Source organism: Mitsuaria sp. GD03876, assembly GCF_029840635.1.
Classification (GTDB): Bacteria; Pseudomonadota; Gammaproteobacteria; order Burkholderiales; family Burkholderiaceae_C; genus Roseateles.
This window is the reverse complement of the sequence record NZ_JAOCCU010000036.1, coordinates 1-13,237: the sequence shown is the minus strand read 5'-3', so window position 1 is coordinate 13,237 and position 13,237 is coordinate 1. Positions and strand designations below refer to the sequence as shown.

The 13,237-nt window shown below is 70.3% G+C and carries 12 protein-coding genes; 5 read left to right on the top strand and 7 right to left on the bottom strand.

Annotation, left to right across the window (positions count from 1 at the left end; genetic code table 11):
• Positions 1 to 23: 23 nt before the first annotated feature.
• The 7 genes from N5D62_RS20525 to N5D62_RS20495 form a co-directional block, all read right to left on the bottom strand.
• A complete protein-coding gene (locus tag N5D62_RS20525; protein WP_279759750.1) occupies positions 24 to 785 on the bottom strand; it encodes an enoyl-CoA hydratase in 762 nt (253 codons plus the stop codon).
• 76 nt (positions 786 to 861) lie between these two features.
• Positions 862 to 1,713 (bottom strand): alpha/beta fold hydrolase, encoded by an 852-nt coding sequence (locus N5D62_RS20520; protein WP_279759749.1) that lies wholly within the window; start codon positions 1,711 to 1,713, stop codon positions 862 to 864.
• A 149-nt stretch (positions 1,714 to 1,862) separates the two neighbouring features.
• Positions 1,863 to 3,077 carry an acetyl-CoA C-acyltransferase gene (locus tag N5D62_RS20515; RefSeq protein WP_279759748.1) on the bottom strand — a complete coding sequence of 405 codons (1,215 nt, stop codon included), beginning with the start codon at positions 3,075 to 3,077 and terminating at the stop codon, positions 1,863 to 1,865.
• Between the two features lie 26 nt (positions 3,078 to 3,103).
• Positions 3,104 to 5,500 carry a 3-hydroxyacyl-CoA dehydrogenase/enoyl-CoA hydratase family protein gene (locus N5D62_RS20510; RefSeq protein ID WP_279759747.1) on the bottom strand — a complete coding sequence of 799 codons (2,397 nt, stop codon included), beginning with the start codon at positions 5,498 to 5,500 and terminating at the stop codon, positions 3,104 to 3,106.
• 40 nt (positions 5,501 to 5,540) lie between these two features.
• Entirely contained in the window at positions 5,541 to 5,999 is a 459-nt protein-coding gene (locus N5D62_RS20505; protein ID WP_279759746.1) for a DUF2147 domain-containing protein, read from the bottom strand.
• Positions 6,000 to 6,083: 84 nt separating this feature from the next.
• Complete coding sequence (locus N5D62_RS20500) at positions 6,084 to 7,874, bottom strand: acyl-CoA dehydrogenase C-terminal domain-containing protein (RefSeq protein ID WP_279759745.1); 1,791 nt, start codon at positions 7,872 to 7,874, stop codon at positions 6,084 to 6,086.
• 54 nt (positions 7,875 to 7,928) lie between these two features.
• Positions 7,929 to 8,669: a TetR/AcrR family transcriptional regulator gene (locus N5D62_RS20495; protein ID WP_279759744.1), complete on the bottom strand. Its 741-nt coding sequence runs from the start codon at positions 8,667 to 8,669 to the stop codon at positions 7,929 to 7,931.
• A 280-nt stretch (positions 8,670 to 8,949) separates the two neighbouring features.
• On the opposite strand from N5D62_RS20495, the gene N5D62_RS20490 reads away from it, so the two are divergent.
• From N5D62_RS20490 to N5D62_RS20470, 5 genes are all read left to right on the top strand, one after another.
• Positions 8,950 to 9,465 carry a chemotaxis protein CheW gene (locus N5D62_RS20490; protein WP_279759743.1) on the top strand — a complete coding sequence of 172 codons (516 nt, stop codon included), beginning with the start codon at positions 8,950 to 8,952 and terminating at the stop codon, positions 9,463 to 9,465.
• Positions 9,462 to 10,874: a CheR family methyltransferase gene (locus N5D62_RS20485; protein ID WP_279759742.1), complete on the top strand. Its 1,413-nt coding sequence runs from the start codon at positions 9,462 to 9,464 to the stop codon at positions 10,872 to 10,874. Before N5D62_RS20490 ends, N5D62_RS20485 begins: the two co-directional genes overlap by 4 nt.
• Positions 10,871 to 11,434 (top strand): chemotaxis protein CheW, encoded by a 564-nt coding sequence (locus N5D62_RS20480; protein WP_279759741.1) that lies wholly within the window; start codon positions 10,871 to 10,873, stop codon positions 11,432 to 11,434. Before N5D62_RS20485 ends, N5D62_RS20480 begins: the two co-directional genes overlap by 4 nt.
• Before the next feature lie 16 nt (positions 11,435 to 11,450).
• Entirely contained in the window at positions 11,451 to 12,911 is a 1,461-nt protein-coding gene (locus tag N5D62_RS20475) for a CHASE3 domain-containing protein (protein ID WP_279759740.1), read from the top strand.
• Between the two features lie 38 nt (positions 12,912 to 12,949).
• The coding region (locus tag N5D62_RS20470; protein ID WP_279759739.1) for an Hpt domain-containing protein at positions 12,950 to 13,237 on the top strand (288 nt) is incomplete at its 3' end.

The following is a 13,237-nucleotide window of genomic DNA, read 5'->3' as shown; positions in this document are numbered from 1 at the left end:
CTCGCGGCCGGGGGGCGCGTCGCTCAGAACTTCGAGAAGTCCGGCTGCCGCTTCTGGAAGAAGGCCTGGAAGGCCTCCATGGCCTCGGGGCTGCGCAGGCGCGCGCCGAAGATCTCGGCCTCGGCCTGGATGGTCTCCAGCAGCTGTTCCTTGGTGGCGCGGCGCATCAGCTGCTTGCTCTCGCGCACGGCGCTCGGGGGCAGCTTGTTGAAGCGCTCGGCGACGCGGCGCGCGTGGCCGATCACCTCGCCCGCGGGCAGCACCGCGTTGGCCACGCCGCACTCCACCGCCTGCTCGCCGGTGAACGGGTCGCCCAGCAGGATCTTCTCGGCCGCGCGGCGCGGGCCCATCAGCTTGGGCACCAGCAGGCTCGAGCCGAATTCCGGCACCAGCCCCAGGCTCACGAACGGCATGGCCAGGCGCGCGTCGTCGGCCACGTAGACGAAGTCGCAATGCAGCAGCATCGTCGTGCCGATGCCGATCGCCGCGCCGTTGACCGCGGCCACGATCGGCTTGTCGCAGCCGACCATCGCGCGCATGAACTGGAACACCGGCGCGTTCTCGTCGCGCGGCGGGCTGCCCATGAAGTCCTCGATGTCGTTGCCCGAGGTGAAGATCTGCGGCTGGCCCTGGATCAGCACGGCACGCACGGTGTTGTCCGCGTTCGCGGCGACCAGCGCGTCGGCCATCTCCTGGTACATCGCGCGGGTCAGCGCGTTCTTCTTTTCCGGACGTGCGATCTCGAGGGTCTGCACGCCGTTGACGATGGCGGTCTTGATGCTCATGGGGAAGTCTCCTGGGGAATACCGGGTTCGGCGCGAGGTTCGCTGCCGCGTCGGGGGCCGTGTTGAGTGGGCGCGATCATGCCAGCCAGCCGCTCACCTGCGGCCACAGGCTGCGCTCGAAGCGGTCGCGGAAAAATCCGAAGTGGCCGATGCGGCGCTCGCCGATGTCCTTGGGCGCGATGCGGCGCATCTCCGGACGCGCGCCGGCGTAGAAGCCATGCAGCGATTCGGTGTTGCGGCGCGACATGAACTCGTCGTCGGTGAAGGCCAGCGACAGCATCGGCACCCGCAGCGACGCGTACTGCCGCTTCAGGGCCTCGCCGCCCTCGCCCATCATGTACTCGCGGTCCAGGCACCAGCGTCGCCATTGCGCCATCACGCCGCGCGGCAGGTCGCCGACCTTGCGCAGCTTGCGGCCCGGGAAATAACCGAACAGCGGCAGCGCCAGCGGCACGATCACGTACCAGAGCCACCACACGTAGCGGCGCAGGCCGATCGAGTTCTCGCGCCAGTAGCCGCTGCCGCAACCCACCGTCACGGCGCGGGAAACGCGCGAGCGGTTGGGAAGCAGGCCGAGGATCTGGCCGCCCAGGCTGTGGCCGAGCCAGTGGATCTCGCGGTCGTCGCCCAGCAGCCGGTCGAGGTGCGACAGCGCCGCGGCGGCGTCGCGTTCGGCCCAGGTGCGGATGTCGGCGTCCAGGCCCTTCAGCGATCGCTTCATCGACGCCGGCCGGGACGCGCCCATGCCGCGGTAGTCGAAGCTCAGCACCAGCCAGCCCTGCGACGCCATCCAGCGCGCGAAGGCGGCGTAGTAGCGCTGCTCGACGCCCATCGCGGGCGCGATCAGCAGGCCCGCTTTCGCGGTGGCGGGGTCGCCGTAGAGATGGCCTCGGAGCTCGAAGCCGTCTTCCGCTCGGAAACTGATCATGAGAGATCTCCCTGGCGAAGTCCTCGGCTAACGAGTCCGAGCAGACCGCCAGGGCGTGTCCGATCTAGGCGCAAAGCACAGCCGTAGCGGGGCTACGGCGAGCATTTGCAACGACGAGCGGGCGCGTCCTGGCGGGATGAGCGGGCTCGTTAGAGGCGCTCGATGATGCCGGCGGCCCCCTGGCCGGCGCCGACGCACATCGTGACCATGCCGTACTTGGCGCCGGTGCGGCGCAGGCCGTGGATCACCGAGGCGGCACGGATCGCGCCGGTCGCGCCCAGCGGGTGGCCCAGGGCGATCGCGCCGCCGTTGGGGTTCACCTTGGAGCGGTCCAGCACGATGCCCTTGGCGTCCAGGTCATTCAGCACGGCCAGCGATTGGGCGGCGAAGGCCTCGTTCAGTTCGACCCAGCCCAGGTCCTCGGCCTTGATGCCGGCCAGCTTCAGGGCGGCCGGGATCGCCTCGATCGGGCCGATGCCCATGATCTCGGGCGGCACGCCACGCACGGCGAAGGACACGAAACGCGCCAGCGGGGTCAGGCCGAAACGCTTCACCGCCGCTTCCGATGCCACGATCAGCGCGCCCGCGCCGTCCGAGGTCTGCGAGCTGTTGCCCGCCGTCACGCTGCCCTTGGCGGCGAACACCGGCTTGAGCTTGGCCAGGCCCTCCATCGACGTGTCCTTGCGCGGACCCTCGTCGATGTCGACCGTGCGCGTCTTGACGATCACGCCGTCGCCGTTCAGGTCCGGCTGGCGGTCCTTCAGTTCGAACGGGGTGATCTCGTCCTTGAAGAAACCGCCCTCGATCGCGGCCAGCGCGCGGCGGTGCGATTCGAGCGCGAACTCGTCCTGCGCCTCGCGGCTCACCTTCCACTTGTCGGCGACCTTCTCGGCCGTCAGGCCCATGCCGTAGGCCAGGCCGATGTTCTCGTCACGCTCGAAGATCGCGGGCGGGAACGACGGCTTGTTGCCGCCCATCGGCACCATCGACATCGACTCGACACCGCCGGCGATCATCACTTCCGACTCGCCGACGCGGATGCGGTCCGCAGCCATCGCCAGGGCGGTGATGCCCGAGGCGCAGTAGCGGTTCACCGTCACGCCGCCGACCGTGTTCGGCAGGCCCGACAGGACCGCCGCCACGCGGGCGATGTTCATGCCCTGTTCCCCTTCCGGGAAGGAGCAGCCGATGATCGCGTCCTCGATGACCGACGGGTCCAGGCCCGGGACCTGGGCCATCGCGGCCTGGATCACGCGGGACAGCATCTCGTCCGGACGGGTGTTCTTGAAGTAGCCCCGGCCCGACTTGCCGATCGGCAGGCGGGTGGCGGCGCAGATGTAGGCGTCTTGAACTTGCTTGCTCATGATGTGTTCCTTGTGTGCCGCTCGGATCAGTTGCGCACGGGCTTGCCCGTCTGCAGCATCCCCATGATTCGCTCTTGGGTCTTCGGATGCTCCAGCAGCGAGCAGAAGTGCTTGCGCTCCAGCGACATCAGGTATTCCTCGGTCACCAGCGAGCCGGCCTCGACTTCACCGCCGCAGACGACGTCCGCGATCAGCGAGGCCAGGTGGAAGTCGTGCGCGCTGATGAAGCCGCCGTCACGCATGTTGGCCAGCGAGGACTTCACCGTGGCGATGCCCGAGCGGCCCGCCACCGGGAACTTGGCCTTGAGCGGCGCGCGGTAGCCCGAGTCCGCCATCGCCTTGGCCTGCGCCGTGGCGACGAACAGCAGCTCGTCCTTGTTGGCGACGATGACGTCGCTGTCCAGCAGGTAACCCAGCTTCTGCGCTTCCAGCGCGGAGGTCGCCACCTTGGCCATCGCGGCGTTGGTGAAGCCGTCCTTCAGGAAGGCGAAGATGTCCGCGTTGGCGTTGCCGGCCGAGGCCATCTCCGCCGCGCGGCGCGCGATGTAGGTCAGGCCGCCGCCGCCCGGGATCAGGCCGACGCCCACTTCCACCAGGCCGACATAGGACTCCATGTGCGCGACGCGGCGGGCGCAGTGCACCGCCAGCTCGCAGCCGCCGCCCAGCGCCAGGCCGCGCATCGCGGCCACCACCGGCACGTTGGCGTAGCGCACGCGCAGCATCATGTCCTGCAGCTTCTTCTCTTCCGGCGCGATGCCCTTGGCGCCCTTGGTCATGAAGACCGGCATCAGCGCTTCCAGGTTGGCACCGGCCGAGAACACGTCGTCCGGCGACCAGATGACCAGGCCCTTGTACTTGGCCTCGGCGATCTCGACCGCCTTGAGCAGGCCCTCGGTCACCGTCGGGCTGATCAGGTGCAGCTTGCAGTTGATCGACGCGATCAGCACTTCGCCGTCCAGCGACCAGACGCGGACCTCGTCGTTCTTGAACTCCTCGGCGCCCGCCTTCAGCGGCTCGACCGCGCCCTCGCCGACCAGCGACTCGGGGAAGGCCTGGCGCTCATAGACCGGCAGCTTGGCGCGCGGCTTGAACTTGCCTTCCGCGGCGCTCCACGAGCCGTCCTTCGAATGCACGCCGCCGTTCTCGGCGACCGGGCCCTCGAAGACCCACGCGGGCAGCGGTGCGCTGGACAGCGTCTTGCCGGCGTCGATGTCGGCCTTGACCCACTCCGCCACCTGCTTCCAGCCGGCGGCCTGCCACAGTTCGAACGGACCCTGCTGCGAGCCGAAGCCCCAGCGCATCGCGAAGTCGATCTCGCGCGCGGTGTCGGCCACGGTGTCCAGGTGCACGGCCACGTACTGGAACGAGTCGCGCAGGATGGACCACAGGAACTGGGCCTGCGGGTTGGTCGATTCCTTGAGCAGCTTGATGCGGTCGGCAGGCTGCTTCTTCAGCATGCGCGCGACGATCTCGTCGGCCTTGCCGCCGCCGGTCACGTACTCGCCGGTGGCGAAGTCCAGGCGCTGGATGTCCTTGCCGACCTTCTTGTAGAAGCCCGCGCCGGCCTTCTGGCCCAGCGCGCCCTTCTCGATCAGGCCCGCCAGCACCTTGGGCGTGGCGTAGGTCGAATAGAACGGGTCGTCCTTCAGGTTGTCCTGCATCGTCTTGACGACGTGCGCCATCGTGTCCAGGCCCACCACGTCCGCGGTGCGGAAGGTGCCCGAGGACGCGCGGCCCAGCTTCTTGCCGGTCAGGTCGTCGACGACGTCCACGCTCAGGCCGAACTTCTCGGCCTCGATCATCGTGGCCATCATGCCGGCGATGCCGACGCGGTTGGCGACGAAGTTGGGCGTGTCGTTGGCGCGCACGACGCCCTTGCCCACCGCCGTGGTGACGAAGCTCTCGAGCTGGTCGATGACTTCGGGATTCGTGGTCGGCGTGTTGATCAGCTCGACCAGGTACATGTACCGGGGCGGGTTGAAGAAGTGGATGCCGCAGAAGCGCGGCTTGATCGACTCCGGCAGCACTTCCGACAGCTTGGTGATCGACAGGCCCGAGGTGTTGGACGCCACGATCGCGTGCGGCGCGACGAAGGGCGCGATCTTCGTGTACAGGTCCAGCTTCCAGTCCATGCGCTCGGCGATGGCCTCGATGATCAGGTCGCAGTCCTTGAGCAGCTCGAGGTGCTCTTCATAGTTGGCCTGCTGGATCAGCGCGGCGTTCTCCGCCACGCCCAGCGGCGCCGGCTTGAGCTTCTTCAGGCCATCGACCGCCTTGGCGACGATGCCGTTCTTCGGGCCTTCCTTGGCGGGCAGGTCGAACAGCACGACCGGCACCTTCACGTTGACCAGATGGGCCGCGATCTGCGCGCCCATCACGCCGGCGCCGAGGACGGCGACCTTGCGAACGTTGAATCGACTCATGGTTTCTCCAATGAACATCCCGGGGGATGTGGGAATGTGATTACTCGACGCGGATCCAGGTCTGTGTACGGCCCAGCAATGGCATGCCGATGAAACCGCGCACTTCCAGCTTCTTGCCGCCGTCCACCGGACGCAGGCGCACGCGGTAGACCTTGCCGTTGCCCGGATCGAGGATGTCGCCGCCGTCCCAGAGCTCGGCGTCGTTGCCGTTCTTCTTGACGCCGCGCAGGATCGTCAGGCCCAGGATCGGCTGGCCCTTGCGGTCGTCGGTGCACTCGTCGCACTTGGCGGCCTGCTTGGCCGGATCGGTGATCTTCTCGATCTTGCCGGTCAGCACGCCGCCCACCTCGCTGATGCGCACGGTGGAGCGCTCCTGCTTGGTCTCGTCGTCGATCGTCTTCCAGACGCCCACCGGCGACGTCGTGGCGGCCTGCGCCAGCGCGAGGTTGGCGGACAGGCCCAGTCCCAGGGCGACGGCGGTCGCGAACAGCGGTTTCATCGTGTCTCTCTCCGGTTTTCTTGTTGACGGCTCGTGAGGGGGAACGCGGGCGCCCCGCTCGAGGGGGCGCCCGTGACGCTGTTTTTAGAACAGCGCCTCGTCCATTTCCATCAGCGGGGACAAGCCCGCGCGCGCGGTGCGGATCAGGCTGGCCGTCTCCGGCAGCAGCTTGGCGAAGTAGAAGCGCGCGGTCGACAGCTTGGCGGTGTAGAACGGATCGCCGCCGTCCTTCTTCTCCAGCGCCAGCTTGGCCATGCGCGCCCACATGTAGGCGAAGCACAGGTGGCCCACGACGCGCAGGTAATCCACCGCGGCGGCGCCGACTTCATCGGGGTTCTGGAACGCCTTCATGCCGATCTCGGTGGTCAGCTTGGTGACCTTGTCGCCGATGTCGGCCAGCGGGTTGATGAACTCCTGCATCGCCTCGCTGGTGCCCTCTTCCTCGACGAACTCGGCGATCTTCTTGCCGAACTTCTTCAGCGTGGCGCCGTTGTTGCCCAGGATCTTGCGGCCCAGCAGGTCCAGCGACTGCACGGTGTTCGTGCCTTCGTAGATCATGTTGATGCGGGCGTCGCGGACGTACTGCTCCATGCCCCACTCGTGGATGTAGCCGTGGCCGCCGAAGACCTGCATGCAGTGCGAGGTCGCGATCCAGCCGTTGTCCGTGATGAAGGCCTTGATGATCGGGGTCAGCAGCGCGACCTCGTCCTCGCAGGCCTTGGCCTCGTCGGCGTCGTCGCTGGACAGCGCCTTGTCCAGCTGCAGCGCGACGTAGGCCGACAGCGCGCGGCCGCCTTCGGCGTAGGCGCGCGCGGTCAGCAGCATCTTGCGCACGTCGGGGTGCACGATGATCGGATCGGCCGGCTTGTCCGGCGCCTTCGGGCCCGACAGCGCGCGCATCTGGATGCGGTCCTTGGCGTAGGCCACGGCGTTCTGGTACGCGACTTCCGTCAGGCCCAGCGACTGGTTGCCCACGCCCAGGCGGGCGGCGTTCATCATCACGAACATCGCCTGCAGGCCCTTGTTGGCCTGGCCCACCAGCGTGCCGACGGCGCCGTCCAGCACGATCTGCGCGGTCGCGTTGCCGTGGATGCCCATCTTGTGCTCCAGGCCGCCGCAGTACACCGGGTTGCGCTCGCCCAGCGAGCCGTCGGCGTTGACCTTGAACTTGGGCACGATGAACAGCGAGATGCCCTTGGAGCCGGCCGGCGCGTCCGGCAGGCGCGCCAGCACCAGGTGGACGATGTTCTCGGCCAGGTCATGCTCGCCGGCGGAGATGAAGATCTTCTGGCCGGTGATCTTGTAGGTGCCGTCGCCCTGCGGCTCGGCCTTGGAGCGCAGCAGGCCCAGGTCGGTGCCGCAGTGCGGCTCGGTCAGGCACATCGTGCCGGTCCACACGCCCGAGGTCAGCTTGGGCAGGTAGGTGGCCTTCTGCTCGTCGGTGCCGTGCGCGTGCAGCGCCTCGTAGGCGCCGTGGCTCAGGCCCGGGTACATCGTCCAGGCCTGGTTGGCCGAGTTCATCATCTCGTACATGCACTGGTTCAGCAGCACCGGCAGGCCCTGGCCGCCGAAGGCCGGGTCGCACGACAGCGCGGGCCAGCCGCCCTCGACGTACTGCGCGTAGGCTTCCTTGAAGCCCTTGGGCGCCTTGACCTCGTGCGTGGTCTTGTCCAGCGTGCAGCCCTCGAGGTCGCCCGACAGGTTGATCGGGGCCAGCACCTCGGCGGCGAACTTGCCGCCCTCTTCCAGCACCGCGTTGATCGTGTCCTCGTCGACCTCGGCATGCGCGGGCAGCAGCTTCAGCTCGTCGACCGCGTGCAGCAGCTCGTGCAGCACGAACTGCATGTCGCGCAGGGGCGGGTTGTACTGGGGCATGGGGGCTCTCCTGAGGATGGTTCTATGAAGGGATCGAAAGGGGACTCGCCCCGCTCAGGCGCGCTTGCGGCTCGGGGCCGGGCTCGCGGGAGCGGGGTGAGGCGGGGTCTGCCGCGTCTGGGCGTCGGCCTTGCGGCCGGCCGGCGTGGCGAAGCTGTCGAGGATGCGTTCCAGCCCGGTGCGGGCCCGCGCCAGCGCGCCCGGGCTGCGCAGGAAACGCGCGTCGTGATGCAGCGACAGGATCAGGCCGTGCATCTCGAACAGGACCTGGTCCGGATCGGCGTCCGGCACCAGGTGGCCGACCTCCTGCGCCAGCAGGATGGCCTTGCGGATCGCGGCGTGCCAGTCGCGCACCATGCCCACCAGCGCCTCGCGCACCGGACCGGGCCGGTCGTCGAACTCGACCGCGCCGCTGATGTAGATGCAGCCCGAGTCGACCTCGACCGAGGTGCGGTGCACCCAGCGCTCGAACAGCGCGCGCAGGCGCGGCAGGCCGCGCGGCTGGCGGATCGCGGTGAAGAAGACCTCTTCCTCGAACTTGGCGTGATACTCGCGCACCACGGCGATCTGCAGTTCCTCGCGCGAGCCGAAATGCGCGAAGACGCCGGACTTGCTCATCTTCGTCACATCGGCCAGCGCGCCGATGGACAGCCCCTCCAGCCCCATGTGCGAGGCCAGCCCCAGCGCCGCGTCCAGGATCGCGGCGCGCGTCTGGGCGCCCTTCTGGAGCGAGCGCACGCCACGACGCGCGGCGACGGCGGACGGCTTGGCGGAGGTCAGGGAGGAGGTGGACACGGTGCCCGGAATAATAAAACGAACGATCGTTCTATTTTGATCAGTTCCGGGTCGGAAACGCAATCCTTGACCACCCTTTTTTAGTGGCGAAGACCTAAAAAAGCCATTGCGCCCGAAGCCGCTCTCCGGACCGGCCGGAGCGCCTTCAAGGGTTTACCCGAACCCGGCATCGCGCCTTCTCTGCGACGCTGGGCCATTCGCGGGCGTCCGGACCAGTGACCTTCGGCAACGCCTGTCCGCAAGACGCCGGCATAGACTGGCGCGAAAGGGAGCCGGAAGCATGCACAAGCCATCGAATGGCGTGGTTCGTGTCCTGGTGTGCCGCGTGCACTCCCGTCTGTGCGGCCTGCCGCTGGACGCGGTCGAGGAGACCCTGCGCCCGCAGCCGCTGCGGCCGCTGGCCGCGCCGGTGGCGCATGTCGCCGGCCTGGCGCGCATCCGCGGCGACTGGCTGCCGGTCGTGGACCTGGCCGCCGCGCTCGGCATGAGCGCCGCCGACCCCGCCGCCCCGGTGCGGCGTTTCGTCGTGCTGCGCGTCGGCGAACGCCGCGTCGCCCTCGCCGTGGGCGAGGTGCTCGGCCTGCATGAACTGCCCGCCGCGGACCTCCGCGCCCTGCCCCCGCTGCTGCGCGACCGCGAGCACGGCGCCATCGCCGCGCTGGCCGAGCGCGACGACGAACTGGTCGCGCTGCTCGATCAGGGCCGGCTGCTGCCGGACGGCACGCTGGCCGAGCTGGCGCTGTCCACGTCCGCTCACGGCGACGCCGGCCCGGCCGCCTCGAGGACCGCGCCATGACGCGGGCCGCGCCGGCCGAGTTCGCGCGGCCGAGCTGGCCGCCGCTGCTGCCGCGCCTGCGGGCGCTGCTGGCGGCGCGGCTGGGCCTGTTCTTCGACGACCGCCAGGACGACCGGCTGAGCGCGGCGCTCGCGCGCGTGGCCGGGCCCGCCGGCCCGGAGCGTTTCATCGACCAGATGGAGCTCGCGCCCACCCGCGCCGGCCTGGACGCGCTGGCCGCCGAACTGACCGTCGGCGAGACCTTCTTCTTCCGCCATCCCGAGCAGTTCGACGCCCTGCGGGTGGACCTGCTGCCGTCGCTGACGCGCGCGGCGGCGGCGCCCGGCCGGCTGCGGGTGCTGTCGGCGGGCTGCGCCAGCGGCGAGGAGGCCTACACCCTGGCGATCACGCTGCACCGCGCCGGGCTGCAGGCGCAAGGCGTCGCCTGGGACGTGCTGGCGCTGGACGTCAATCCGGCGGCGCTGGCCCGGGCGACCGCCGCCCGCTACGGCGAATGGAGCCTGCGCGCGACGCCGCCCGAGCAGCGCGCGCTGTGGTTCCTGCGCGCCGGTCCGGCCGAATGGACGCCGCTGCCCGCGATCCGCGAGCGGGTCCGTTTCGAGTTGCGCCAGCTCGGCGCGCCCGACGCGCGCTTCTGGGCGCCGGACAGCTTCGACGTCATCTTTTGCCGCAACGTGCTGATGTACCTGGAGCCGACCGCGCTGAACCAGGCGATCCGCCACCTGACCGGCAGCCTGGCGCCGGGCGGCGTGCTGTTCCTCGGCCATGCCGAGACGCTGCGCGGCCATGCCCAGGCGCGCGCCGCCGGGCTGGTGCTGCGCCAGGCGCACGGCTGTTTCTTCTACCGCCGCGAGACCGCCGGGACCGCGCCCGCCTGGCCCTTTCCCTGGCAGGCGCCATCGCCCGCGGTGCTGCCGGCCCTCCAGGACATCGCGGCCTTGGCCGCGGCGCCCCAGTCGACGCCGCCGGCCGCCGACGCCGCGCGCGCCGGACACATCGAGGAGCAGGCCCTGCTCGACGAGGCGCTGCTGCTGATCGAGGCCGGCCAGATCGAGGACGGCCTGCGCGCCTGCGCCCGGCTGATCGCGCCGCGCACGCCCGCGGCGCTGCAGGCCGAGGTGCTGTTCCTGCAAGGCCTGGCGATGGAGGAACGCGGCGAGCTGCCTTCCGCCGAATGGCACCACCAGCGCGCCGCGGCCAAGGACGCCGCCTTCGCGCTGCCGCACCTGCGGCTGGGCCTGCTGGCGCGGCGCCGCGGCGAGGTCGTGGCCGCGCGCCGCGAGCTGGGCCGCGCGCTGGCGCTGCTGGACGACGAATCGGCCGAGCGGCTGCGCCGCTTCGGCGGCGGTTTCGAGCGCGAGGACCTGCGGCGCCTGTGCCGCGACGAGATCCAGGAGGTCCGGGCATGACGGAAGAGACCCGCGCGCGGCTCAACGAATGGCGCGAGGCGTTCGACCGCTCGTTCGCCGAGCCGCTGCGCCACCGCGACGAGGAGGTCGCGCTGGACGTGCTGGGAATACGGATTGCCGGCGCCCCCTTCGCCCTGAACTTGGCCGACCTGGCCGGACTGACGCCCGCCATGCCCGCCGCCCCGTATCCCGCCACCGCCCCCGGGCTGCTCGGACTGGCCGGACACCAGGGGCAGGTCTTGCCGCTGTACGACCTGCAGGCGCTGATCGGCCGCGGCCCCGCGACGACGCTGCGCTGGTGGGCGATCGCCCGGGCCGCGCCGCTGGCGCTGGCCTTCGAGGGCTTCGACGGCCAGTGGCGGCTCTCGCCCGGCGACCGCCTGCAGCAGAACGACGCCGCCGGCACCGCCTGGGCGGTGCGCTGCGGCGGCGCGCTGCGGCCGCTGATCGAGCTGGAGGGCGTCATCGCCGCCGTGGCGGGCGGCCAGCTGGACGCCACGGACTTCACGACCTCGACGACCTCGACAACCACAACGACCGCCGGCGCCGCCGGCCGATGACAGGGAGCACCGTGCCATGTGGACCTTCGGAAGAAAGCTGTCGGTGGGCTTCGCGCTGTCCTTCGCGCTGCTGCTGCTGATCGGGACGCTGTCCTACCGCGGCGTGGACGTGCTGACGCAGACCAGCTACCAGGTCACCCGCACCCATGCGGCGGTGACGCACATCACGGCGCTGATGAGCCTGATGAAGGACGCCGAGACCGCGCAGCGCGGTTACCTGCTGACCGGCGACGAGTCGTACCTGGAGCCCTACCGCGGCGCGGTGACCAACGTGCCGCCGATGCTGTCGGAGCTCAAGCCGCTGATCCGCGACAACCCGGCGCAGCAGGGCCGGCTGGACCGGGCCACGACGATGATCGACGGCCTGATGGCGCTGCACAAGGCGCGCATCGAGACCCGCCGCAACGAGGGGCAGGAGGCCGCGCTGCGCAACGTCAAGCTGGGCGAGGGCAAGCAGCGCATGGACGACCTGCGCGCCGTCGTCGGCCAGATGGAGGAAGAGGAGAACGACTTGCTGCGCGAACGCGCCCGGGACGTCGAGACCACCGCCAGCACCGTGCGCGCGTCCATCGTCTGGGGCACCGTCGCCGGCGCGCTGCTGGTGCTGGTGGCGGCGCTGACCCTGAGCCGCGCGCTGACCGGCCAGGTCGGCACGGCGGTCAAGCATGTGCAGCGCTCGTCGGCGGAACTGCAGGCCGCGGCCAACCAGCAGGCCGCCGGCGCGCGCGAGACCGCGACCTCGATGACCGAGATCTCCACCACGATCTCCGAGCTGCTGGCGACCTCGCGCCAGATCGCCGACAGCGCGCAGCGCGTCGTCGCGATCGCCGAGCAGACCGCCGCCTCCGCCCGCGGCGGCGACGGCACGCTGCAGGCGGCGCGCGAGACGACCGCGGCGATGCGGCGCCAGATCGACCTGGTCGTCGACCACATGCTGGAGCTGGGCCGCAAGTCCCAGCAGATCGGCGTGGTGCTGGACCTGGTCGGCGAGCTGGCCGAGCAGACCAACATCCTGGCCATCAACGCCACGATCGAGGCCACCGTGGCCGGCGACGCCGGCCGGCGCTTCAGCGTCGTGGCCGACGAGATCCGCAAGCTCGCCGACCGCATGACCGCCACGACCAAGGAGATCCGCGTGCAGATCGACGACGTCCGCGGCGCGGTCAACACCACGGTGATGGCCACCGAGACCGGTTCCAAGGCGGTGGACGCCGGCGCGCGCCAGTTCGACGAGGTGGCCGCGACCTTCGCCCGCATCGCCGGCCTGGTCGTGACCACGACCGACGCGGCGCGCGAGATCGAGCTCTCCACCAAGCAGCAGGCCACCGCGGTCGAGCAGCTCAACGTGGCGCTGTCCAACACCGCGCAGGCCTCGCGCGAGACCGAGGCCAGTTCCGGCCAGACCTCGCAGACCGCCACCGAGCTGGCCGAGATGTCGCGCGACCTGCTCCGCCTGGTGCAGGCCCAGCCGACCTGAGCCGGCCCCACGCCCCCTTAACGGAGACACCGCGCGCCGTGGCAAAGGACCCCTACCGCTTCTTCCGCGTCGAAGCCCGCGACCTGCTGCGGCAGATGAGCGAGGCCGTGCTCGCCGCCGAGCAGGCGCCCGCGCCCGAGCTCGCGCCGCGCCTGCTGCGGCTGGCCCACACGCTCAAGGGCGCGGCCAGCGTCGTGCGCCAAGGCGGCATCGCCGCGCAGGCGCATGCGATCGAGGACCTGCTCACGCCGCTGCGCGACAGCGGCGAGGCGCCGGGCCGCGCCGAGATCGACGCGCTGCTGGCGCTGATCGACGCGGCCGGCGAC